This window comes from Pseudoalteromonas sp. TAP-3C (assembly GCF_059888565.1).
Genome location: NZ_CM187618.1, coordinates 2,367,108 through 2,392,554 on the forward strand (window position 1 = coordinate 2,367,108; position 25,447 = coordinate 2,392,554).

The window sequence follows — 25,447 nt, forward strand, 5'->3', positions numbered from 1 at the left end:
TTTAATAACCCCAAACTTGCGAGTAGTCGTACCTAAAGCCAATTGATAATGATTTAAAATCTGCTAAATAATCAAAGTCCCTATATAAATATTCAATATGTAAGCGCAGATTTTCAGCCGGTAGCCATTCTAAGGTCAGGTTTGCACCATTAAATTTTTGAGTTTGCTCAATATAATCCCCATCATTAAAATCAAAATAGCCTAATTTAACTTTATAATGATCACTTAAAGGATAAGCGAGCGACATATCAAAAGTATGCCCATTTCTGTCGGTATATAAATCTCTGTTGTATTTTTTATCTTGGTAAGCCACAGCAAAGTACACACCATTATCAAACGAATAAGCCAATGCGCCAGCCAAAATGCTATTATCGCCTAGCTTTTGCTCTGCCTGGTAAACATCCCTAGTTGTGTAAGTCAGTGCAGCATGAAAATTACCTTTGTCATAACTTATACCACCGTTGATAAGGTCGCTTTTATTATTACCTTGTGAACCATTAAATTGACTCGCCAGCATCCAAGTAAAGTCTCCTTGCTCTATCTGGTAGGTAAGCAGATTATCTACAAAAAAAATACTTTCAATATCATAAGCAAATGGGCTATTGCTGTGATTAAAAATATCGACATATTCGGCTATGAACGTATATTGTACAGGTCGTTGCTTACCAATCCCTACTTTGCCATATGGGCTGTCTATAGCAGCATACACTTGCCGTGCTTTACCAAAGTCGCCATTGTTTGATAAATCAATTCCCCATTCAGCGTGTAAAACTCCTTGCCATCGCTCGTTAAACATAACCGTGGATTTTATACCCGCATGGGATAGCGCATCTCTTACATCCCATTGTGATTGGTTATTTTCATCAATATAACCAAAAGTCGGCCTTATTGTCGCGTATACTTTTACATCTTTTTCACTTGTTTTTGCATCTGCAGGATCGGTAGGCTTAGATAGAATGATTTCAGATTTGGCTGGCTCAGAACTCGTTAACAAGTTGTCATTTTGCTGGCTCTCAAGCATTAAAATTCGCTTACTAATTGCTTCAAACTCTAAATGTAAGGGCTTTAAGGCAGCGAGTTGGGTTTTAATTTTATTAAGTTCAACTTTTAACTTTTGTAATTCTTGTTGCTCAGTGTTTTGTTGTCCAAACACTGAGCAAGTAAAAATGCTGGTTAGCAAAAAACAAATTAACTGAGTGCGCATAATAAAAACACCTAACAATTAAACTATTTTGAAAGTGTAGACTATATTTATTTTTAGATAGCAAAAGTATTTTATTAAATTGTGCAAAAGTAGAACCTTATGAAAATTAGAACTAAATTCTCTGTTGTCTCTGGTGTAGTGGTATTTATTGTTATTTCACTATTGGCAATAACGACATATTTACTAGTGCAACAAACAGTTAAAAAATCCACCGCCGCTTATGTTCAAGATAATGCATCACTACTATCGCAAAGTATTAGTAATTGGTTGGCAAGTAGAGCATCACAAATTAATGTGTTAAAAAATCAACTTGAAACTGACTTTTCTAAAGCTAAGTTCCAGTCTGGATTAGAAAATAACGCTTTTACTAATGACTTTTTGTTAATGTTTGGTACTTTAAGTGATGAAAAAGCGCTACGATCTAATAACAAAAACAGAGTAAATCCGCCCGACGTAGATTTTAGGCAAAAACCTTGGTTTAAATTAGCAAAAGATAACGACGGCATTTTGTTTACCGCGCCATATGTTGATGCAGCAACCAATGAACTGTTATTGTCTGTGGTTGGCGCAATCAATACGCCTGATGGTTTGAAAGGGGTGATTGGCGGAGACCTAAGTTTAGATGCTATTGCAAATAGTATAAATACCGTTAATTTTAATAATAACGGTCTTGCCTTTTTAGTTGATAGCACCGGTAAAATAATTACTCATCCATTAACTTCTCTCAATAATAAGCAAAGCCAAGATGTTTATAATGCATCTCCAGATCAAAAAAACAAAATAATAGAAGTAAAGTATGATGATAAAGTAAAGCTATTGTACTTTTACCCCCTAAGTGACAAAACAGGGGTAAATTGGTCAATTGCTATATTACTAGACAAAAACAAGGTTTACGCGTCACTGTCTACCTTCACAACCCGCACTATTTTTATTGCTATTCTCAGTATTACATTTTGTGTACTTATCCTTCGCAGGCTAACAAAAATACTTTTAAGACCTTTAGAACAACTAGAAGAAGCAATCAGCCTTATCGCCTCTGGCGGCGGAGATTTGACGCAGCGATTAACCATTTCAACTGAGGATGAATGCGGCGTCGTTGCTAAAAGTTTTAACCGATTTTTATCGTCATTACAGGAACTTGTCGCTGGCGTTATAAGTAAAGCAAATAATGTAGAAAATCAAAGTAGTTCAGCCAAGTCGCTAGCTACCGAATCGAGTCGCTCTTTAAATGAACAATACCAACTGATCGATAGCTTAGCCACCGCAATGCATCAAATGAGTACTACATCATCAGAAATTGCTTCGAGTGCACAAGAAGCCGCCTCATCAGTTACCTCAGTTAACCAATCTACAACCTCTAACAAAGCGCTTTTTGCAAAAACAACCGCTGATATTACTGATTTAGCAAACTCCATCTCAGATTCACAAAAACAAAGTGATCAGTTAGCACAGTACAGTAATAATATTGAACAAATACTTTCTGTTATAAATAATGTTGCTGAGCAAACCAATCTACTGGCATTAAATGCGGCAATTGAAGCAGCAAGAGCTGGAGAGCAAGGACGAGGGTTTGCAGTGGTTGCCGATGAGGTAAGAACACTCGCATCCAGAACGCAAAGCTCTACTACTGAAATTAAGACAATGATTGAGCAAATTCAGTTATTTTCATCAAAAGTTCAGCAAGCAATGGAGCTAAGTAAACACAAAGCCTCGCAATGTGTAGAACAGACCGAAACCGCCAATCAATCGTTAAATGCCATATCAATAGCAATAAAAGACATTATGGACAGAAACTTTCAAATTGCTGCAGCCATTGAGCAGCAAAGTACAGTGATCGAAGAAATTAACAAAAACACCATTAATATTAAAGATATTAGCGTGCAAGTTGATGAATTTGCTAAAGAGCAATTTGAAACCAATACTGATTTAGCAGAAAACGTAAAAGCTCAACAGCAATTACTCAAAAAATTTATTGTTTAGGGTCTGTTTACCTTTCAAGGTTAAATTTGCAGCAGACTGTTTGGTATTTAGGCAAGGCAGAGCCTATGTGGTGTGGTTATTCCCCATAAATAGGCGATAACGCAGCATCAATGCCAAACAGGCGCTGCCCGTAGGGTTCTGCCTAGGGGCGATTAACTCTTTGTTGCTCGGTTTTTACTTAGCCCACTAGGTTACAAACCTCGCGCCGCGATTAAATCGCCCCTAGTTTGAACAAATTTTAATCCGCAAAGGTAAACAGACCCTAATGTATGCGCATTTTGAGTATTAAAATCAGCAGCTTTTTGAGTAACTTAGTTAAGATTCAAAAGGCTGAATGCTCACCTTCATTTATTTTTTGGTTACATGCTTAACTTATTTTCCGCTCAGTATTTCTGGCACTCAAGCAAGTGATACTTTGCCAACATAGCGTTATAAATTTTGCCATCGACATATACTTACTGAGCAAAAATAATGCTAACGTTCAAGGACTTCCCCTAATTATTTTGGTAAACTCAAATTCTAAAAATGCTGTGGGGAAATAAAGCATGTGGCTTGAGCGACTGAGACGTCGATTAGCAAAACCAAAAACATCCGTACAATTATGCTTATTAGGCGTAAGTGCTGGATTAATCGCTGCATTTTTTATTATTTTGTTTCGTTTAACCATTTTATTTTTTCAAAGTATATTTTTAGAAACCCCTGACGACTTTACTACTTTACCCACTTTAGAACGGGTACTCATGCCTTTAGTCGCTGCGCTTCTTATAGCCACATTTGCAGCTTTTACAGGCTTTAAACATTATCGTTTGGGTATCCCTTTTGTAATACACAGAATAAAACGCCATTATGGGCAAATGCCACTTTATAATACGGTTAACCAATTTGTAGGGGGCGCGCTGGCTTTGATCAGTGGTTTTTCTGTTGGCCGAGAAGGTCCCTCAGTGCATATAGGGGCAGCCGGTGCGAGTATTTTAGCGAATAAACTACATTTACCACACAATGCAATGCGAACGTTGAGCGGGTGTGGTGTTGCAGCGGGTATAGCAGCATCGTTCAACACCCCGCTTGCTGCGGTTATTTTTGTAATGGAAGTAGTACTAAGAGAATATAAAGTACATATTTTTGTACCTATAATGCTTGCAGCCGTTACAGGCGCGTTAGCGACGCAATTTGTGTTTGGTGAAGGTTCAGAACTTGCGCTAATAACCATTGCGCCCTTAAGTGGTTGGCATTATCCCTATTTGATTTTATGTGGTATGGGATTGGGCGCTGTTGCTTATGCCTTTAACCAAAATTTAATGCTAATTATTAAAACCTTTAAACCGCTGAGTATGTTTCCACGTTTAATTATTGCAGGCTGTATTGCCAGCTTAATCGCCTACGCAGTGCCCCAAGCAATGGGTTCAGGTATGAGCGCTATCACTATTGCTGTTGAGTCGCCTGAAAATATACAACTACTTACCACTATTTTGATTGCTAAGTTATTGGCAACCTTATTTGCTATTGGCTTAGGTATCCCGGGTGGTTTAATAGGCCCCGTTATAGGGCTTGGTGTTTTAACGGGTACTTTAATGGCATTTTTTGCTCAGTTTATTAGCCCAGGTACTGATGTAGCTGGCACTTATGGCGTACTTGGCATGGCAGGCTTGCTAGCGGCCACATTGCATTCGCCATTAGCCGCTCTAACTACGGTTATGGAGCTAACTTCATCGCCGGAAATTATTGTACCGGCGATGATCGTCATAACCACCGCCTACGTTACAGCTTTGCAAGTATTTGGCAATCGTTCCATTTTTTTACAACAGTTAGATTTTCAGGGACTGCCTTATCATGTATCGCCCGCTACTGAAGCATTACAAAAAGTCGGCGTGATGAATGATATGGATGAAGACTTCAAACTACTCTACTCTGATGATAAAGAGCAAATAAAAAATAGTCTTGATGCCATGGACAGTCAAACACCACTCATTGTGTTTGATGAAGAAAATGGTTATCGATTGGCTGAGTATGATTTAAGTTTAATGTCTGATCAAACAGTCAATATTAAGTATGTTAGTTTGCAAGGCGTTAGTAGCCAGGCCACCCTTGCCGATGCATATGAAATATTAAACGATAAACGTGGAGGTGCAATCTATGTTTATAATTTACTTGATAATCAACAAATTATGGGACTATTAAGGTGGGATCAAATCCACCATATCTTAACCATACGTAATAGTTTACTTTAACAATAACGAGAATAGTATGAGCGCATTATTAATTTACAAAACCTTGCATGTCTTTTTTATGATTGCATGGTTTGCTGGTATTTTTTACCTACCACGGCTTTTTGTTTACCACGCCATGAGCGAAGAAAAATCGTGTAACTCAATGCTCAAAGTCATGGAACGTCGACTGCTTTATTTTGTTACCCCCTTTGCAGTGCTCACCGCCGTATTTGGTGTATTAGTCATTGTTGAATACGGTCGTGAGTGGTTTAGATACAGCATGTGGCTACATTACAAATTAGTATTAGTGATTATTTTATATATTTATCATGGTTACTGCTTCAAATTACTCGCTGACTTTAAACACGATAGAAATACTAAAAGCGATCGGTTTTATCGCATTTTCAATGAGCTGCCTGTATTAGCGCTGCTTGTTATCGTTGCTTTAGCGATTATTAAGCCCAGCTTTTAAATAAAGGCTTAAATTACGCTGCCAAGTGACATACTAAATTTGTATAATATGTGCGATTGCGTGCTCCTTTTATGGATTATCGCGCCTTTTTGAATAACTAGGAATAACCCCATGTTCAGTTTCCAAGGTGAAAATATACTCTCTGTTAATCAACTCGACCGAGACTGTATTGAACGTATCTTTGCTGTGGCAAAAAAAATGGAGCCATACGCTAAAAAACAAAAGCGTACCAACGTACTTGAAGGCGCTATTTTAGCTAATCTGTTTTTTGAGCCCAGTACGCGTACCCGTGTTAGTTTTGGCACCGCGTTTAATTTACTCGGTGGACTGGTACGTGAAACTACCGGCATGCAAAGCTCTGCACTGTCTAAGGGTGAATCACTTTACGATACCGCACGCGTTATTTCAGCCTACGCTGATGCAGTCGCTATGCGCCACCCAGATGCAGGCTCGGTGGCTGAATTTGCTACAGGCTGCAGTGTGCCCGTAATTAACGGCGGTGACGGCCCTAACGAACACCCCACTCAAGCATTACTTGATTTATTAACTATAGAGCGTGAGTTACATCGCTTCGATCAAAAAATAGATGGCATGCATATCGCCCTTGTAGGTGATTTAAAGTATGGCCGTACTGTGCATTCATTATCAAAATTACTTTGTCATTACAAAGATATAAAATTTTCGATGGTGGCACCAGATGGCTTACAAATGCCAAGTTATATTTTGGATGTGGTTGATAATGCTGGCCATAAAATTGAAATCGTCGATAAAATGGAAGGTAATTTAGCCGCCGATATCGTTTATCAAACCCGTATTCAAGAAGAGCGTTTTCCATCGCAAGAAGAAGCGAATAAGTACCGCGGTGGATTCAGGATTAGCCAGTCTATTTACACTACCCACTGCAAACCTAATTCAATTTTAATGCACCCATTACCACGAGATAGTCGTATAGAAGCCAATGAGCTCGATAACGATCTAAATAGTAACGATAACTTAGCTATTTTCCGCCAAGTACAAAATGGCGTGTTAATTCGCATGGCGCTGTTTGCATTGACCTTAGATGTTGCCGACAAAGTTGAGCAATATGAAGTAGATGTTCCTTGGTTTAGCCGCAAACGCGACAGCTAAGCTTTTAATTTTAAAGTGACAAAACAATAGGATTTTTCATGACAATTAGCCAAAACTTATTTAAACGAGCTCAAGACTCTATTCCTGGTGGGGTAAACTCACCAGTGCGTGCTTTTAATGGTGTAGGTGGTACTCCGCTGTTTATCACTAAAGCACAGGGGCCGTTTACATATGATGCTGATGGCAACCGTTATATTGATTATGTGGGTTCTTGGGGTCCAATGATAATGGGTCATAACCACCCTGAAATTAAACAAGCGGTGCATGATGCGGTAGAAAATGGTTTGAGCTATGGCGCGCCAACTGAAGCTGAAATTTTAATGGCTGAAAAAGTTAAAGAGCTTGTACCATCAATCGAAAAAGTACGCATGGTAAGCTCAGGTACTGAAGCAACAATGAGCGCAATTCGCTTAGCCCGAGGTTTTACTGGCCGTGATAAAATTTTAAAGTTTGAAGGGTGTTACCACGGCCATGCAGATTCATTATTAGTAAAAGCAGGCTCAGGTGCATTAACAATGGGCGTACCCAACTCTCCGGGCATTCCTGAAGACTTAGCTAAACATACACTCACTGTGTCGTTTAATAATATTAAAGAAGTGAAAGCGATTTTCGCTAAATACGCCAATGAAATCGCCTGTATTATTGTTGAACCTGTTGCCGGTAACATGAACTGTATCCCACCCGTACCCGGCTTTTTAGAAGGGCTACGTGAGGTCTGTGATCAGTACCAATCAGTGCTTATTTTTGATGAAGTAATGACTGGATTTCGTGTAGCCCTCGGTGGTGCACAATCGTATTACAACGTCAAACCAGATTTAACCTGTTTAGGTAAAGTGATTGGCGGCGGCATGCCGGTAGGCGCGTTTGGTGGTAAAACAGAAATAATGGATTACATTGCACCCGTTGGCCCTGTTTATCAAGCAGGTACGCTTTCAGGAAATCCAATAGCGATGGCTGCCGGTTTAAAATCTCTTGAACTGCTAAGCGCTCCTGGGGTGCACGATAAACTAGAAGCCATTAGTAAAGCGATTTGTGAGGGCTTTGAAGCTGGCGCTAAAAAAGCAGGCATTGCGTTAACGACTAACTACGCTGGCGGCATGTATGGCTTTTTCTTTACTGATGTAGAAAAAGTAACCACTTACCAACAAGCCACCGAATGTGATTTAGAACGCTTTAAAAAGTTTTTCCACTTTATGCTTGAAGAAGGTGTGTATTTAGCACCTTCAGCATTTGAAGCCGGCTTTGTTTGTGCCGCGCACACAGAGCAAGAAGTACAAGCAACGATTGAAGCAGCAGCGCGCGCTTTTGCTAAGCTTTAAGTATTAGACTACATAAAGCTTATATAAAGGGCCACCTTCCTAAAGAAGGTGGCCTTTTATATTGATTGGTCAAATATCAAGCTATTATTACCGTTGAGCTTATGCTCTTTATTACTGAGTACTGACTAATGCTCAGGGCACTGAATTGGTTTAACACTCGGATATATTGCTAATGAGTTGAGCACTTAAAACTTTAATTATCAGGCAATTAAAATAAAAACCATTTAACCAAAAACAATGTAGATTTATTGCGAATTAATTACAGGACCAATATCAGAAACACAGTGGTTGCTTTTGAATTTTTTAGGTGTAAGTTATTAACTAAGTTACCTCAACTTATTTACAAAAGGAAATTGTATGTTTCGTATTCTTGCTCTACTAAGCGCTGCTTTATGTTTTTTCAATCCTTCCCCGTTTGCAAAAACTACATCAGATGCTCTTGTTTTTGAAGCACCTACCTCTGATACAACACAAGATGTTAACAAGAAAGAACCAGTAGTAATAACTGCACCAGATGACGGCGGTGGTAGTAAGCCAAGTAGTTTTTCGAGTGAACTTGGCACTGAAGAGCTTAATAAACTCAAAACCACCGACTCCGTAACTCCTCATACGACAGAGTTATTTGGTGAACGAATTGATTTAAATACCGGCTCAATCAGCTTTAGTCATGTTGACGTAAGCTTGCCGGGTAACAACAACATCGGAGTTACGGTAAGACGCACCTTTCGAGGGACCAAGTTCACGTGGGCGGATGAGCTTGAGTTTGCTGACTGGCAACTCGACATCCCTTATATTCACACTATTCAATCACTATCTTCCTCAGGCTACTCTGGCTCATGGGCAAAAGGGAAAGAGTGTTCTGGGTATTTAGAGCCTAGATTAGTCAGTTATCTAGGCACAACTTACGATGCTCAGCAGTATTGGACGGGTGACACTTTGCATGTACCCGGTAAAGTGGATGAAAAACTGCTCATTAATGACGGCGTTATTGCGCCTGGGTCATATGGTAAGGTAACTATGTCAAACTGGCGCGTCAGTTGTGGCTCTAGGACTGAGAATGGTCAACCGGTTGGGGAAACCTTTATTGTTAATTCGCCTGACGGATTAACCTATACCTTTGGTAAGTTAAAGCGCGTTGAAGCCCGCCCCTTAAATGGTGGTTTAATGCGCTACAATACCTATATGTTGATAACACAAGTAAAAGATCGCTTCAACAACACCGTTGATTATCACTACAACGGGACTAATTTGGCATATATCTCGTCGAACGATGGCCGACGTATTGATTTCTCTTATGCAGACAGAGTCCATCCAAGTCGTATTACTTCAGTCACAGCTAACGGAAAAACATGGCAATATACATACGCCACTTCATCATTACGCAAAGTCTATCGGCCGGATGGTGAATATTGGGACTTACTTGTTTCTTTACTAGGAGACCAAAAACCAAGCCCTGATACAAGCTGTACGACTTACTCAAGGTCTTATGCTATATCAATGGCGCATCCATATGGGATGACAGCGAGTTTTACAATCAAAAATACACTGCATGGTCGTAGCAATGTTCCTCGTCAGGTTCAAGCCTTGCTCGCGCCAAAAGATATGTCTATTTGTTATCAAACCTTAGCCCTTAAAAGTAAAACATTGTCGAGTGATAATACTGCTCCCGTAACGTGGCAATACTCTTATTCTCAAAATTATGGAGATTGGGATAATGCCAGCAATACTATGAGTAACTTGTATTATTCGCCGAAGGATAATACCAATACCAGCAGAGGAATACCTGCAACGGCACACGTCATCAACAGTAAAACCACATCTGTCGTTGCACCTGATGGTAGTAAAACCGTTTATTTTTATAATCGTGACTATACCAGCCACAAAGAAGGGCAATTAGAAGCTATTGATAATTTTGATACTAACGGCTCCACCCTATTAAGACGAAAAGAAATTACTCAGTTAAAAGGTCAACGTATTGGATTAAGTGGTATTACCGGTGATAATACTCAGCCGCAGCATTATCGAATTAACACCTCAAAAGAAAAAACCACTGTCTATGACCAAGGCATACAAACCTTTACCACCTCTTACAATAACTTCGATATTTACGGTAATCCGCAAATTACCAGTGAGTCTAATAATTTCAATAGTAAAAAACGCTATACAAAACAACTTTATTATAACGACACAACAAATTGGCTAATTGGCTTGCCTAAACAAACGCTTATCAGTTCGACCGCCACCTTTCCTGTGACGCCTGCATCTGAAACTACTTATCACAGCGCAAACGGTAGCTACAAATCTCTCCCCTATGAGTATCGTTCTTTCGGCCGCTGGTATAAACGTAATACCAGCTATCATACCTCAGGCGTGAATGCTGGTTTACCTCACAAAGTGAATTACAACGGAACAAACCGCTGGATGGAGTTTAGCAACTACAAACGTGGTATTGCGCAAACCATTAAAACGCCGCAAAGTTTAAGTGCAACGCCGCAATATACCTATAAAGTGGTTGATAATAACGGCTGGGTAACCCAGCAAACTGACTTTATGGGTGATTGCATTAATTACGAATACGATGAACTGGGCAGATTAACCTTAGTCGATCCCTGCGATAACAGCTGGTTAAACACCAGTATTAGTTACACCTCTACGGTGGGCAATGACGGTTTAAGCTATGTTGAAGCAGGTATGCTAAAAAAAACCGTCACTAGGGGCAACTATCAAAAAATCACCTATCACGACAGTTTACTGCGTCCGGTCATAACTAAAGAATGGGATAAAACCCTTTCATCTACTGCACGTTATTCTCGCCAGCAGTTTGATGCGTTTAATCGCCCACTTTATCAAAGTTTAGTCAGTTCAATTAGTAGCACACCTTATGGTATTACTCACCAATACGATGGTTTAGGACGCCCTACATTAGTTGATGACAACACCACATCAGGGAATATCAGTTATCGTTATTTATCTAACAATCGGGTGCAGGTGAATGACAACAAAGGCAATGTCACCAACACCACTTACCTGGCTTATGGTGCTCCCGAACAAAATATGGCCACCCTGATTGCCTCGCCTCATAGCGTCAATACCGTCATGGCTTACAATATATTCGGCAATATGACCTCGGTGAGTCAGGGCGGTATAACGGAATCTCGGGTATACGACAGTTATCAGCAATTGTGTAAAACGGTGAAGCCGGATGTAGGCAATACCGCCTTTGTTAAAGATGCGCTGGGTCAAGTGACTTGGCAGGCAGCAGGGAGTTCGGTTGATAATAACACGAATGCATGTGACACAAGCGTTAATGCAAATGACAAAGCAACCTTTGCCTATGATAACCTAGGAAATATCAAGTCTGTACTGTTTGGTGATAGTAGCCCAAATCAAAGTTATGTTTATGATGCGAATAGCCGTTTAACCACCCTCAACGCAGGCTCGGTGGTCACGGCTTATGAATATAATTCTGCCAACCTGATTGAACTGGAAACCCTATATGTTGATGGGCAAAGTTTCGTTTTAGATTATGGGTATAACAGTAACGGCAATCTGGCTAATACTCTTTACCCCAGTGGGGTACATATTACCTATTCTCCCAATGCCCTGGGTCAAGCCACCAAGGCGGGCACCTATGCCACCAGTGCCACGTATCACGCCAATGGCATGGTCAAATCGCACAGTTACGGTAACGGCCTTGCCCATACCTCAAGTCAGAACAACAGCGGTTTGCCCAGCACCTTTTACGATAAACGCAGCACCACTTACGCCATCAATCATGGTTTTAGCTACAATGCCAACAATAACCTGACGGTACTGGATGACAAAATCAACAATGCCTATGACCTGAGCCTGAGCTACGATGGCCTGGACCGCCTGGACGTAATCACCGACAGTTATTTAGGCGCAGGGGATGTGAACTATGATGCCATGGGCAATATCACCTATTACAAGCTGGGTAATAAAACCATTAACTATGTTTACACCAGCACTAAACAACTGGACTACACCACCGGCAGTAAAATTTACGATTTTAATTACGATGACAAAGGGAATGTCACCGACAATGGCATCAGAGGGTTTATTTACAATGCCGCCAATCAAATGGTGCAAAGTGACGGTTACCTGTATACCTATGATGGCAATAACAAGCGGGTAAAAGAACAAGACTCCAACGGCACCAGCTACTCCTTTTATGCCAGTAACGGCAAGCTGATGTACCGCCAAGCCAATAACCAACATATCGAGTATTACTACCTGGGTGGCAAACTGGTAGCCAATAAAAAAGGTAGTACCGTAACTTACCTGCACAGTGACTATTTAGGCAGCACTGCCGCCGAATCGAATACAAGCGGCACGGTCACTTCAAGAATGCACTACCAACCCTTTGGTGAAAGCATTGAGCCACCTAAAGACGACATAGGTTACACCGGCCATAAGTTTGATACCGACTTAGGCTTGAGTTATATGCAGGCACGATACTATGATCCAGTTATCGGGCGGTTTTACTCCAATGATCCGGTTGGGTTTACTGGGAATCCGCATAGTTTTAATCGTTACGCCTACGTAAGTAATAACCCTTATAAATATACAGATCCAGATGGTAAAGAAGGTGTTGCCATTAGACAAGATATGAGAGTTAAGAGACTTATAAGTGGTGAAATTACAGCTAAGCAGTATTCTGCTGAGAACAAAGCTGAAGCTATTGGTGCATTAGCTGGTGTCGCTATTTTAGCAACGAGAGGTGCTGTTCTTGGCGTGGTTAGAAGTATTGTAAATTCTAAGAAAGATACTGTTGTTAGTCAGGTTATTTCAGCAACAAAAGAAGGCGCCCCTCGAATTAAACAAACTTTTTCGAATGGTCGAACAACAGATATTACAGGGACACGTGTAAAAGAAGCAATTCCAAATTCACACCCTAATGCTCCCGCAGGGGCTATGCAAAAGGTAAAATTTGAAAATGCACAGGCTGGAAGTAAAGGGTTTAAGAGGGATCCAACTCCAACTGAGAAAAAACTTTTAGATAAAGTTAAATAATAAAAGTGGATATTATGTTTAAATTAAAATTAGATTTAAAATATGGAGTTATTTTACGTGTTAATTGTGAAAATATTGCTGATGAGTTAGATGATTTTCTAACTGAAAGTTATTATGTTTTTTACGAACAAAGAGATAATAATGGAGTTGTTGAGTTTTTATTTGGATTTGCTAGTTCAACCGAAAGAGTAAACATATTACTTGAAGATTTCATATTAAAAAGAAATAAGCACAAAAATATCACTAATAAATAACGATTTAATAAACTTATTGATACTTTTAGTCTCTCTCTTTATTAAATAAAAAAACAGCACAAACCAAAGCTCAGCATCACTGCAGGGCTATGGTTTTTTAGAGGTTAAGGCGCTAAGGCGAAGAATGGGGTCGCGAAGAATGGGGTCGCGTCTTGCCTTTTGCCTGTCAACTATCTTTAAGCAGTAAACTAGAGTAGAAAATATGACATCCATAGTTAATTGTTAACTAAACGCAGAGCTATATTTATTATGGGCAATATTAGCAGCAGCCTAGGCTGCTTATTTTGGTTGTCGTTGGCAGGTACTACCAGCGAAGTAGGCAAAGTGATGCAGCCCCACTAACTGATGACACCAGTGAAGTTGCCTAGTCTTGCTGTTATTCGTTGCCTATTTAAACCAGTGTTGCCTGCCCAGAACAGGAAGAATGGGGTCGAGGAAGAATGGGGTCGCGTCTTTCCTTTTGCCTGTCAACTATCTTTAAGCAGCAAACTAGAGTAGAAAATATGACATCCGTAGTTAATTGTTAACTTAAACGCAGGGCTATATTTATTATGGGCAATATTAGCAGCAGACTAGGCAACGTATTTTGGTTGTCGTTGGCAGGTGTTACCAGCGATGTGGGCAAAGTGATGCAGCGCCACTGAGTGGTGACACCAGTGAAGTTGCCTAGGCTTGCTGTTATTCGTTGCCTATTTAAACCAGTGTTGTCTGCCCATTTAAATACTCTGCTGATATAGGGTTGTGATTAGCTAGAAAATGAGTATAGATCAATTCATAGATTAAAATAACCAATAGTTTTAAGGAGTTATTTGTTAGTGCCTTTTTCTAGATGGTGACCATAGTTGTATTATCAGGTGAAAATAAAAAAAGCCCTTACGGGCTTTTTTGTAAAATAATCAATATTCTTAATTATCAGTATTTAAAAACGAGCTTCAAACCCTAAACGAATGAAACGTGGTGTCTGCCAAGAGTATGCTGCATTATGATAAGCATTTACTTCACCTTCACTTTGTTCATAGTGTTCATTGATTGAGTACTCTGATTGTGTATTCAATATATTGAAAATATTGATTGATGCACGCATATCAATATCCGACACAGTAAAGTCATATGCAGCTGATAAATCTAAATTAAACGACCATGGAGTACGACCATTTGTGCCACGAGCATGCTTTTCATAGATTTTTTCATCTTGGTCACATTTATCATTATCGTTGTTGTCAGGACAATCGTTAGTATAGATGTAGAATGTATCACCCCAACCACCATTTAGGTTCGGATCATTTGACGGGTAACCTTGTCCAAATAAGCTCTTAGGACGACCACTTTGTAATGTTGCATTCCAACCTACTGTTAAGTCTTCCATTGGTTCCCAACTACCAAAGAATTTAAATGTATGGCGGCGATCGTTAGGTTGGTAACCCTGTGAACCATCCATTACTGCAGGGAAGTCAAAATCTTGCGTTATACCTGCATCTGCTTGGCCAATATCAGATTTAACGGCACCTTCGAAATTACCGACACTACGAGCCCAAGTGTAACCAAACTGATAACGAATAGTATCGGCTTTATAATCTAAGCTAAATTCAACCGCTGTGTATTCATTATTAGCTTTTGGTAGACCAATAGTTTCAGCTGAGTAAGTAGTTAGTGAGTTTGCATCAGGTACACCATCGTTTACTTCAGTAGTTGGATCATTGCTTGTACCATTCCAATATACACCGTCTTTATACCAGCTAGATGAAGAGCCTGGATTAATCATTACACAAAATGGGTATGCATAACGACCACAGTAGTCATCTAAAGCTGTAGCAACCTCACGATATACACCTTTAACACCTACCGTGTATTCTTCGTTTAGCGCTTGTTGTACACCTAAGATATATTCATCTTTTGAAAATGGATCAGCTTCTTGTGCTTGAAAAATATCTTTTTCCGGAATTATTGGCACACCACTAACTTGTTGAGAGTTTTCAAGACCGCCAGAACCAATGGTATCTGCTAATGGAGAAAGACCCGTTGGAGCGCCTGTTGTAGCATCAACACCCGTGTATGTATACGCAGTAGTAATATCACTTACACCAGAGGCTGCACGGAAAATAGTGTTATTAGCAACCGGTAAATAGTAACGACCGTATGTACCATATATTTTAGTATCGCCTGTACTTGTTGGATCCCAAGTAAAACCTAAGCGCGGTGCTACATCTGTTTTAAAGCTAGTTAGTAGCTTGTCAGTTGTGCCCCAGCTATCAAACTCATCAATACGTAACCCTACTGATACGGTAAAATCGTCAGATACTTGCCAATTATCTTCAATATAATATGCTGTAAGCTCTGATTTAAAACTACCACCACCATCAAAAACTCTATCTTCAACGTATTGTAATACATTACCAGTGTTGTTAGTTAAGGCGCCATTATCTGCTTGGAAAGTACCATTATCGGCAAGCGTTTTATAATCATAGCTATGACCACCTATTGGGCGATCTATACGCTCAGATTCACGCTCTTGATAATCAATACCAAAACTAATTGAATGATCATTCCAAACATATTCAATATCTAATCGATATTGAGTATTTTCGTCATTATTGGCCCCAAAACTACCACCAGCACCACAGCCTGTTATAGGATTTGAAGTACCACGAGAATCTGTAATAGTAGGGCATACTAGATTTTCTGATTGCGTTTCGTATTCTGTTTCAATTGTACCAGCCATAGCTGTTACAACTAGGTTTTCAGTTAAAACACCTGTGTAACTTAGACTTTGTGCTTCACCACCACGCTTAAGGAGGGCACCATCTTTACGAGCGCCTATTACACCATTGTCGTATTTATAAACAGAGCGTTCAATATCACGTCGGTTTGAATATGCAAAGTAGCTTAATCGGTGGTTTTCATTAATATCCCAATCAAGTTTACCACCCCAGAATAAATTATCACCGCCTGATGCTGACTCTGTTCTATACTGATCATTAGGTGAGAACTCATCTCCACCCCAAGTGTATGATGACTCAGTATCACGAGGATTTATTAATCCGTAAAAGAAAAGAGTATCTTCAATAAGAGGACCACCAACGGCGAGTGTTACGTCAGTTTTGCTATCAGAGTCATAACTTTCATCTCTAAAGATTTGGCCTGCTCCATTATTACCACGAGAAATACTGCCTTCTTCTTGTAAAGAATCCGGTTGGTACTGAACTACAGCAGAAAATTCCCATTCATTTGTACCACCTTTTGTGGTTGTATTAATAGTACCACCAGTAGCTCGACCAAACTTAGCTGAATAACCACCTGTTTTAACTTGGAATTGGTCATAAAATTCAAATGGAACTTCACCACACCCTAAACCTTGGCGAGTGTTAGTAACTTCTAACCCATTAATATAACAAGCATTTTCAGCTACAGATGAACCACCAAATGATGCAGTGTTACCAAATGCACTATCACCCTTTACTGCGCCTGGAGCTAATAAAGCAACTGATGTTAAGTCACGATTTATTGGCATTCTGTCAATTTCAGCATCCGTAATAACTAAACCCGAATCTGCTGTTGAAAGATCTATTGATGAAATACGAGCACCAACAACTTGAATTACCTCAGGGCTAGAAGAGTCGAAACTGTTAAGGTCAAAATTAGCCTTTGAATTGGCACCTAAAGAGACGCGAACGCGATCTTCAGCAACTACAGCATCGCCTTTTAATATTTGTATTTCGTAACTCCCTGTAGGTAGAGAGGCAAACCGAAAAGTACCTTCACTGGAGATATTTAGAGTACGCTCTAAACCAGTTGCAGGGTTTTTAACTTTTACAGTGTAAGAACTATTATCACTAATATTATTAACAGTTCCTATTACATCAGATGCTACAGCAGGTAATGCTAAACCTAAGGATGCTGATACAGCAATTGCCGTTATACTTTTCCTAAATATTGATTTCATTGTTTATCCCTGTTTCAAATTATAATTATATGCCTTTGAGGGGCACATTTATAATATGCTCATGAAACAAAATTGCAAATAAAATAAACACAAAATTAACATAAAAAATTAAAAAAATTACATTAAAAAGGATTAGATAGTTCTTTTACTATGAAAATAAAAACCCAGATACCTCACAAGCCTTTTAGCTAAAGTAATGCATAAAAAAAGCCCTTTCGGGCTTTTTTTATGCATTACTTAGCGAATACATTGGGGTCTTGGTTTAAACTCACTGGCTCTAAGTGGTAGTTGAATCACTTTGCCACAGCCTGGTGGTGCTTGCTTACCTGTTTGCTCATTAACAAACGCCCAGCGAATTGATGGCGGCCGCGTATCAGCAATGGCTTGCGGATTAAGCGGTTTTAAGTAACGAATATAGGTTTCAAGCGCCCCTACACTTCCCGTTAAACCAGTGCTTTTATTGTCATCACGCCCTATCCATGCAACTGTCACCGTATTTTGGTCAAACCCCGCAAACCAGCTATCGCGTAAGTCATTACTAGTACCTGTTTTACCTGCTAACTGAATTGACGGAAAATGTAAGTTTAAGCGCTTAGCGGTGCCATCTTTGGTTACTCGCTTCATAGCATACTTGGTCATGTACATGGCATCTTTATTAAAGCGCTGTTCGTTACTCACTTTGTGTTTGTAAAGTACCTTACCAACAGAGTCGGTTAACGCTGAGATAGACGTAAGCTCTCTGTATTCGCCATCGGCTGCAATAGTGGTATAAAGTTGCGCCACTTCAAAGCTCGACATTTCAATGGCGCCTAATAACAATGACGGGTATTCATTAATATACCCTTTAGCACCTAATCCTCTTAGCGTGTTAGCGACTTTGTCGACTCCAACATCAAGCCCTAAATTAACTGCCGGAATATTAATGCTATGACTGAATGCTTTATAAAGAGGCACGGCTCCACGGTATTGACGATCAAAGTTTTCTGGCTGCCATACATTTCCCTCTTCATTGGTTACTTGAACAGGTGAATCATCAAGCAGCGTTGCTAAGTTATAATGAGGTAGCTGCAATGCACTTAAGTACACAGCGGGTTTAACTAGTGAGCCTATATTGCGCTTGGTATCGAGCACGCGATTAAATCCTGAGTAACGCACATCACGTCCAGACACCAGCGCCGACACCCCTGCTTTTTCAACATTAATAGAGATCATCGCCGCTTCGAGCTGTTCAGTATTTGGGCGCCTTTCTAGATACGGTAAACTGGCTTGAATCGACTCTTCCATGGCGGTTTGCTTTTGCAAATCAAAATAAGTAAATACACGCACGCCAGCATCAAGTACTTCTTGATCTGGTAACAACTGTTTAAGTTCACGGTTAACTAACTCTAAGTAACCGGGGTAAGATTTTTGTAAGCTGGCTTTCATTGGCGCAATATCAATTGCACGTTTTAACGAGGCTCGGTATTCTTTAGTGCTAATTAGCTTGTTGTCGACCATTAAGCGCAGCACTAAGTCGCGGCGTTCCATGGCGCGCTCTTTATAACGTCTCGGATTGTAATAAGAAGGGCCTTTAACCATAGCCACCAGCAGTGCAATTTGGTCATACTCTAGTTCATCCACTGGTTTTGCAAAATAAAAATCAGCGGCCAGCCCCATACCATGCACGCCTTGGTTGTAAGACTGCCCAAGGTATACCTCGTTTAGGTAAGCTTCGAGTATTTGATCTTTTGTATAGCGATAATCAAGAATAAGTGCAATGAACGCTTCATTTATTTTACGCACTAGTGAACGCTCGCGAGTAAGATAAATATTTTTAGCCAGCTGTTGTGTGAGTGTACTGCCCCCTTGCACAGTGCGCCCAGCGCGAATATTAGTATATAATGCGCGTAAAATAGAAAACACCGATACACCGTGGTGCTCATAAAATTCCCGGTCTTCAACCACTAATAAGGTATTTTTAAGCATGTCTGGAAATTTAGCTAACGGTACAAACTCTCTGTCCTGTCTAGAGTCATTACCAATACGGGCTATTTGCATCGGCTCTAATCTGGCGGTGTTTAAACGACGGCCAAACTTATCTTTAATACTGGCGACCTTATTCCCAGAGAAACGCAGTTCAATAACATGGGCACTCTCTAAGCCATCATAAAATTCAAAGTCGCGACGAAAAATCTTAATACTATTGGCTGTTTTACTATATTGCCCAGTACGACTTAAACGATTAACCGCTGTGTAGTTTAAGCGCTTAAGCTCCCAGAGTACTTCTTGCTCTGATAAAAACTGCCCAGGAAAAAAGCTCATTGAGCGGGCATACACTTGTGCTGGAAGTTGCCATTTATTGCCTTCAAACTGGCGAGTTATTTTTGCATCAAGGTAAATAAAGTAAAGTGCAGCAGCAATAAAAGTCGCTAAAGTTAATTTCCAAAAAATAGAAAATATTGTTTTAAATAATGGCCGTTTTATCTTACTTGATGATTTTTTAGCAGTCGCCTTTCGTACTGGTTTTTTAGTTGATTTAGCAGCACGCTTAGTCGAGGGTTTACTGGTTAGTGTTTTCTTATTTTCAGCCATTTAAGTGTAATATATTCCAAAGGTTGATTTAACGTCGGGAGCTTATCACATTACTTTAGCACCTGAAAAATTAACCTCTCCTGAAATCAAAAAAGCCCTAACATTGTAGGGCTTTGATTGAACACACAATACTTTTTACTTTTAACTACTTCTTACTGATACGAACTCTGGGTATGCATCAATCCCACAGTCGTGCTGATCCATGCCATTTAACTCTTCTTCCTCGGTAACACGAATCCCCATGGTTTGTTTTAAAATAGCCCATACAATAAATGACGCTATAAATACAAAGCCAATGATGCATATTAAACCAATTAACTGAGTTACAATGTTGGCTTCGGCATTAGCGACCGGCACTAAAACCACGCCTAATATGCCACATACACCGTGAACAGAAATAGCGCCTACTGGGTCATCAATTTTCGCTTTATCCAGCGCCACAATGCTTAGTATTACTAATGAACCACCTAGTAAGCCAAATAAACATGCCATTAATGGTGAGGGTGATAATGGGTCTGCCGTAATAACCACTAAGCCTGCAAGTGCACCATTAAGTACCATGGTTAAGTCGGCTTTGCCCCATAGTAATTTGCATAAAAACAAGGCTGAAATTGCACCCATAGCTGCAGCAGCATTGGTATTAAGTAATATTTGACCTACCGCGGTTGCGTTCTCTTTATCTGAAATTAATAGTTGTGAGCCACCATTAAAGCCAAACCAACCCATCCATAATATAAACGTACCTAATGTAGCAAGTGGTAAATTTGAACCTGGAATTGGATAGATTTCACCGTTTTTACCATACTTACCTTTACGAGCACCCAGTAACATTACACCCGCGAGTGCTGCCGCTGCACCAGTGGCATGCACAATGGCAGAGCCGGCAAAATCAACAAAGCCTAATTCAGATAAAAAGCCGCCGCCCCATGTCCAGTACCCTTCAATTGGGTAAATTAAACCTGTAAGTACCACTGTAAACACTAAAAATGCCCACAACTTCATACGCTCAGCGACCGCACCAGATACAATAGACATTGCGGTTGCGACAAACACAACTTGAAAGAAAAAGTCAGACTCTAATGAATGATCAGCATCGGCCGCTTGGCTACCTATTAGACCCCCAAATGACGGGATAATACCGCCCTCAACATTATCGACATACATAATGTTGTAACCCACCAATAAAAACATAGTACACGCGATAGAGTACAGTGCGATATTTTTAGTTAGAATTTCTGTGGTATTTTTTGAGCGCACTAAGCCCGCTTCTAACATTGCAAAACCCGCTGCCATCCACATAACTAAGATGCCAGAGATTAAAAAGTAAAATGTATCGAGCGAAAACTTCAGCTCTATTATTGTATTTTCCATATTGCCCCCTTAAATTGCATCATCATCAAGCTCGCCAGTACGAATACGGACGATTTGATCTAAGTCGTAAACAAAAATTTTGCCGTCACCAATTTTTCCCGTTCCTGCGACTTTGGTAATGGTGTCTACAACACGTTGGCAATTTTCACTGCGTGTAGCAATTTCAAGTTTTATTTTAGGTATAAAGTCAACTTGGTACTCCGCACCGCGGTATAACTCTGTGTGGCCTCTTTGACGTCCAAACCCCTTAACATCAACCACTGTCATTCCTTCGATGCCTAAATCAGCGAGAGCTTCACGCACATCATCTAATTTGAATGGCTTTATTATTGCACTGATCATTTTCACAAAGGCCCCCTTAGGACGCTAGCTTGTTATTGTATTTGCTCTATACAATCCAACCTTTGTGCCATTTTTAAATTAACAATAAAAACATAAGCTTATTAAAATAAATAATATACAAAACAAAAAAACGCACCATTTGGGTGCGCTTTTTTTGAGCAAAATACAACATTGGTGCGAGATAACAAACACTTAAACTCCCACTTTAAATATGAGGCCATGTTTGAATATTTACGGCCTATCATATTATCTTTAACATTTAAAACGCGCATAAGCTCAACGATTTTTATCGGCAGTTAATCTCAATATTTTTGTTTTTTACTAAAATATCGTTATAACTGCAGTATATAAAATAAAAAGGGTCACTTATGAAATTTAGTCGAAGTCTATTTTTACCTATTGCTGTAATAGCACTCACATTTACCAGTGCTACATTTGCTGATAATCAACGTCGTATTGATATCGACAGTAAAGTCGTTACCCAACACAAGGCAAAAATAAATAATGAGCGATTTTCGTACACGGTCGCTACAGGCACACAACCTGTATGGGATGACAAAGGGGATGCTATAGCAACCCTTCAATACACTTATTATACACGCGATAAGGTAGATGATAGAACCAAGCGCCCATTACTTATTTCTTTTAATGGTGGCCCGGGTTCAGCGTCTGTGTGGATGCACTTGGCATACACTGGACCACGGGTATTAAAAATTGATGACGAGGGCTACCCAATTCAACCTTACGGTGTAAAAGATAATCCTTATTCAGTGTTAGATGTTGCTGATATTGTTTACGTTAATCCAGTTAATACCGGGTATTCTCGTGTCGTTGAAGACAAAGACGGTAAGCTACTGCCCAAAGATAAACAAAAAGAGTTATTTTTTGGTGTCAATGCCGATATAAAATACCTAGCAGAATGGCTTAATACGTTTGTATCTCGTAATGAACGTTGGCGCTCACCAAAATTTTTAATTGGTGAAAGCTACGGTACGACGCGAGTATCGGGTTTAGCACATGAACTGCAAAATAGTCAGTGGATGTATATTAACGGTGTTGTACTCGTTTCACCTACCGACATTGGCATTAAACGTGACGGCCCTATAAAAGCGGCCAACCGCTTACCTTACTTTGCAGCCACCGCGTGGTACCACAAAGCACTCAATGCCAATTTACAAGCTAAGGATTTAGACGAGCTATTACCAGAAGTTGAACAGTTTACTATTAATGAGCTCATTCCAGCCCTTGCAAAAGGCGGCTTTATTGCAGCAGATGAAAAACGCCGTATCATAAAAAAAATGGCCGAATATGCAGGTTTATCTGAAACTTTTGTGAGTCAAAATAACTTAGATATTCCAACGCAGTTTTTTTGGAAAGAGTTATTACGTGAACGCGGACAAATGGTCGGTCGTCTCGATTCTCGTTATTTAGGAATTGATAAACGCGATGCGGGTGAGTCACCAGATTACTGGGCAGAGCTTACATCGTGGTTACACTCTTTTACTCCAGCTATTAACTATTACTTGCGTGAAGAGCTTAACTACAAAACAGATATCAAATATAACTTGTTTGGTAACGTTCACCCATGGGATAGAAGTGGCAATAACACGGGTGAAAACCTTCGTTTAGCGATGGCCCAGAACCCCTACTTGAACGTTTTGGTGCAGGCTGGCTATTTTGATGGGGCCACCAATTACTTTGATGCCAAGTACACTATGTGGCAATTAGACCCAAGTGGCAAAATGCAAGATAGATTGAGCTTCAAAGGTTATCGCAGTGGCCACATGATGTATCTACGCCACGCAGATTTAGAAAGCTCCAACAACGATTTACGCCAGTTTATACAGCAGTCTTTACCTAAAGATGGACAAGCGGCTAAGTACTAACTTTAAATTTTAGCATCTTTATAAAAGTGACCTTACTGGTCACTTTTTTATTTGTAAATAAGCTTAACCGTTAAAGCCAGTAAGGCTCTGTATCAAATGAGGCACGCCTACTTTGCTCCATAGCACTGACTAAAAAGTCAGATTTTTGCGCTAACCACTGTTGTATTTTAGCCAAGTGAGGATCGTCTTGCCCGCCACATAATTGCTTTAAATAATCAAGCGTACTTAACTCATACATACCATGAGAAATATCGAGCCATGGCAGTCTAAACTCCAGGCGTTCATCTTTATTAAACAGCTCACCTAAACAGTTACCACTGAGCAGGCTATTTTCTAGCTGAGTACGAAAGTGAAGATAATCATTGGCTGTTAAGCTTTGCTCTTTTGGTAATAATTGATGTAAATTATTCCAATCTTTATTAAATAAACGATGGGCAATGTTAATAACTGGCTGCTCAGCTTGCTGAAACTCGGTTTGACTCCAGTATTTACGCCACTGTTTATCAATCAACCACGTCGTTAAGCTTAGTAGTAAGCGGTTATAGCGGGCACTATGAAAAAGTGCAAAAATATCATCAATACTCGGTTGTAACTCTTTTAAATCGTTAATAACCTGCGTTAATGCTGGAGCGCTATTTATTTTTTTATAAAAAGCATGGCGTTTAGAAGTATACGTTTTTAACTGAATGGCATTTTCAACCCACGCTAATTCACTTAATAACCACTTAAGCTCCGCTCTAAGATGTTCGGTGCTGTCCTTACTGACAATATCGTCAAACAACCAAAAGTTATGGCGAATTAAACTAATACCGTCCGTCACACGCTTTAATGTTTTTAAACTAGGCTTATCGAAGTAGCACTGCTCATGCTTTTGTACAAAACGAATACCAAAACCCATGGCGTCAATAAGAGCTTGTTCTTGAGTCGCTTGCTTATTAAGTTTAACAAAACCTATTGATTTACTCGGCTGCAACGGCGTGTCATCAGCAAGGCGGTAGCCTCTTGCCGCTTTTGAATAAAGACCTAAACGAACACAATTTTGACTAACGAGTTTATCGGCTAAAGCAAATAACTCATCTCGACTGCCCTCAATCAACTCTATTTCAAGTTCACTAATAATTTCAACGTTACCGGATGCAGCCACTTCACCTTTATCTAATACCACTTCAATTTTAGCGCCTGTTTGCGTTTCGATTAACCACTTTCGACGAATAAAATGAGTGCTAAAAATAGGGTATAAATTTTGCGATATTGAATCAATTTGTACGCCATGAGGCCAAATTGATGAGTCAAAAGCCATTAACTGAGGTCGATTTGTTTCTATAGGAAGATTATATTCTGGGCGTTGATGCAATCCACCAACGACCTCACCGGCCAGTTTAATTGTTTGCTCGCAGCGCTCATCTATGCAGCGCGTTCTAAAGCCGATATCAAGCGCTCTAAGCTCTCTGCTTGGCGTATCGTAATAGGCATTTTGCAAATTTTTCGATGGCTTGTTTGTAACTGTTTTTGCAAATTGAGTAATTAATGAGGGGATCAGTGGAATGACGTCATCTGATACCAGAAACTTTAATTCTATCTCAGTATCCATTAGGTTTGCGAATTACCCTTAAAATAAATAGGGGCTCAAAATAAACAAAGCAGGCCTATATTGCAAATTTTTTAGTCATAAATACCGACACAAAAAATATCGATTACAATATCTATCTTGCTATTGAGCTATTAAATCCATACTATCT

Annotated in this window: 14 protein-coding genes; 8 read left to right on the forward strand and 6 right to left on the reverse strand. The window is 39.8% G+C overall.

Going from position 1 to position 25,447, the window contains the following annotated elements; genetic code table 11:
- Position 1 precedes the first annotated feature (1 nt).
- The gene (locus tag AC6H44_RS11160) at positions 2-1,204 is read right to left on the reverse strand and encodes a porin (protein WP_500735528.1); all 1,203 of its coding nucleotides are present in this window, start codon (positions 1,202-1,204) and stop codon (positions 2-4) included.
- A 99-nt stretch (positions 1,205-1,303) separates the two neighbouring features.
- On the opposite strand from AC6H44_RS11160, the gene AC6H44_RS11165 reads away from it, so the two are divergent.
- The 7 genes from AC6H44_RS11165 (at position 1,304) to AC6H44_RS11195 (ending at position 13,598) form a co-directional block, all read left to right on the forward strand.
- On the forward strand, positions 1,304-3,184 hold the full coding sequence (locus AC6H44_RS11165) for a methyl-accepting chemotaxis protein (protein ID WP_500735529.1): 1,881 nt from the start codon (positions 1,304-1,306) through the stop codon (positions 3,182-3,184).
- Positions 3,185-3,729: 545 nt separating this feature from the next.
- On the forward strand, positions 3,730-5,412 hold the full coding sequence (locus tag AC6H44_RS11170) for a chloride channel protein (RefSeq protein ID WP_500735530.1): 1,683 nt from the start codon (positions 3,730-3,732) through the stop codon (positions 5,410-5,412).
- A gap of 16 nt (positions 5,413-5,428) precedes the next feature.
- Positions 5,429-5,863 (forward strand): CopD family protein, encoded by a 435-nt coding sequence (locus AC6H44_RS11175; protein ID WP_500735532.1) that lies wholly within the window; start codon positions 5,429-5,431, stop codon positions 5,861-5,863.
- A 111-nt stretch (positions 5,864-5,974) separates the two neighbouring features.
- Positions 5,975-6,991: an aspartate carbamoyltransferase gene (locus AC6H44_RS11180; protein ID WP_500735533.1), complete on the forward strand. Its 1,017-nt coding sequence runs from the start codon at positions 5,975-5,977 to the stop codon at positions 6,989-6,991.
- 38 nt (positions 6,992-7,029) lie between these two features.
- Positions 7,030-8,310 carry a glutamate-1-semialdehyde 2,1-aminomutase gene (gene hemL, locus AC6H44_RS11185; RefSeq protein WP_500735534.1) on the forward strand — a complete coding sequence of 427 codons (1,281 nt, stop codon included), beginning with the start codon at positions 7,030-7,032 and terminating at the stop codon, positions 8,308-8,310.
- Positions 8,311-8,667: 357 nt separating this feature from the next.
- Positions 8,668-13,344, forward strand: coding sequence for an RHS repeat domain-containing protein (locus AC6H44_RS11190; RefSeq protein WP_500735535.1), 4,677 nt, complete (start codon positions 8,668-8,670; stop codon positions 13,342-13,344).
- Between the two features lie 14 nt (positions 13,345-13,358).
- A complete protein-coding gene (locus tag AC6H44_RS11195; protein WP_500735536.1) occupies positions 13,359-13,598 on the forward strand; it encodes a hypothetical protein in 240 nt (79 codons plus the stop codon).
- Positions 13,599-14,517: 919 nt separating this feature from the next.
- Here the strand turns inward: AC6H44_RS11195 and AC6H44_RS11200 are convergent.
- The 4 genes from AC6H44_RS11200 to AC6H44_RS11215 form a co-directional block, all read right to left on the reverse strand.
- Positions 14,518-17,538, reverse strand: a complete 3,021-nt coding sequence (locus AC6H44_RS11200; protein WP_500735538.1) for a TonB-dependent receptor — start codon at positions 17,536-17,538, stop codon at positions 14,518-14,520.
- 237 nt (positions 17,539-17,775) lie between these two features.
- Complete coding sequence (gene mrcB, locus AC6H44_RS11205; RefSeq protein ID WP_500735539.1) at positions 17,776-20,109, reverse strand: penicillin-binding protein 1B; 2,334 nt, start codon at positions 20,107-20,109, stop codon at positions 17,776-17,778.
- 141 nt (positions 20,110-20,250) lie between these two features.
- Positions 20,251-21,480, reverse strand: a complete 1,230-nt coding sequence (locus tag AC6H44_RS11210) for an ammonium transporter (protein ID WP_500735540.1) — start codon at positions 21,478-21,480, stop codon at positions 20,251-20,253.
- Between the two features lie 9 nt (positions 21,481-21,489).
- Positions 21,490-21,828, reverse strand: coding sequence for a P-II family nitrogen regulator (locus AC6H44_RS11215; protein WP_500735541.1), 339 nt, complete (start codon positions 21,826-21,828; stop codon positions 21,490-21,492).
- A 362-nt stretch (positions 21,829-22,190) separates the two neighbouring features.
- Here AC6H44_RS11215 and AC6H44_RS11220 point away from each other — a divergent pair, with 362 nt between their 5' ends.
- The gene (locus AC6H44_RS11220) at positions 22,191-23,708 is read left to right on the forward strand and encodes a S10 family peptidase (RefSeq protein ID WP_500735542.1); all 1,518 of its coding nucleotides are present in this window, start codon (positions 22,191-22,193) and stop codon (positions 23,706-23,708) included.
- Between the two features lie 70 nt (positions 23,709-23,778).
- Here the strand turns inward: AC6H44_RS11220 and AC6H44_RS11225 are convergent, their stop codons facing one another.
- On the reverse strand, positions 23,779-25,299 hold the full coding sequence (locus AC6H44_RS11225) for a CYTH and CHAD domain-containing protein (RefSeq protein ID WP_500735544.1): 1,521 nt from the start codon (positions 25,297-25,299) through the stop codon (positions 23,779-23,781).
- Positions 25,300-25,447: the final 148 nt, after the last annotated feature.

What these genes read in the sequence shown, in the direction of transcription:
- AC6H44_RS11160 (WP_500735528.1), bottom strand. Translation starts at nt 1,204, where the DNA reads ATGCGCACTCAGTTAATTTGTTTTTTGCTAACCAGCATTTTTACTTGC.
- AC6H44_RS11165 (WP_500735529.1), top strand. Translation starts at nt 1,304, where the DNA reads ATGAAAATTAGAACTAAATTCTCTGTTGTCTCTGGTGTAGTGGTATTT.
- AC6H44_RS11170 (WP_500735530.1), top strand. Translation starts at nt 3,730, where the DNA reads ATGTGGCTTGAGCGACTGAGACGTCGATTAGCAAAACCAAAAACATCC.
- AC6H44_RS11175 (WP_500735532.1), top strand. Translation starts at nt 5,429, where the DNA reads ATGAGCGCATTATTAATTTACAAAACCTTGCATGTCTTTTTTATGATT.
- AC6H44_RS11180 (WP_500735533.1), top strand. Translation starts at nt 5,975, where the DNA reads ATGTTCAGTTTCCAAGGTGAAAATATACTCTCTGTTAATCAACTCGAC.
- hemL (WP_500735534.1), top strand. Translation starts at nt 7,030, where the DNA reads ATGACAATTAGCCAAAACTTATTTAAACGAGCTCAAGACTCTATTCCT.
- AC6H44_RS11190 (WP_500735535.1), top strand. Translation starts at nt 8,668, where the DNA reads ATGTTTCGTATTCTTGCTCTACTAAGCGCTGCTTTATGTTTTTTCAAT.
- AC6H44_RS11195 (WP_500735536.1), top strand. Translation starts at nt 13,359, where the DNA reads ATGTTTAAATTAAAATTAGATTTAAAATATGGAGTTATTTTACGTGTT.
- AC6H44_RS11200 (WP_500735538.1), bottom strand. Translation starts at nt 17,538, where the DNA reads ATGAAATCAATATTTAGGAAAAGTATAACGGCAATTGCTGTATCAGCA.
- mrcB (WP_500735539.1), bottom strand. Translation starts at nt 20,109, where the DNA reads ATGGCTGAAAATAAGAAAACACTAACCAGTAAACCCTCGACTAAGCGT.
- AC6H44_RS11210 (WP_500735540.1), bottom strand. Translation starts at nt 21,480, where the DNA reads ATGGAAAATACAATAATAGAGCTGAAGTTTTCGCTCGATACATTTTAC.
- AC6H44_RS11220 (WP_500735542.1), top strand. Translation starts at nt 22,191, where the DNA reads ATGAAATTTAGTCGAAGTCTATTTTTACCTATTGCTGTAATAGCACTC.
- AC6H44_RS11225 (WP_500735544.1), bottom strand. Translation starts at nt 25,299, where the DNA reads ATGGATACTGAGATAGAATTAAAGTTTCTGGTATCAGATGACGTCATT.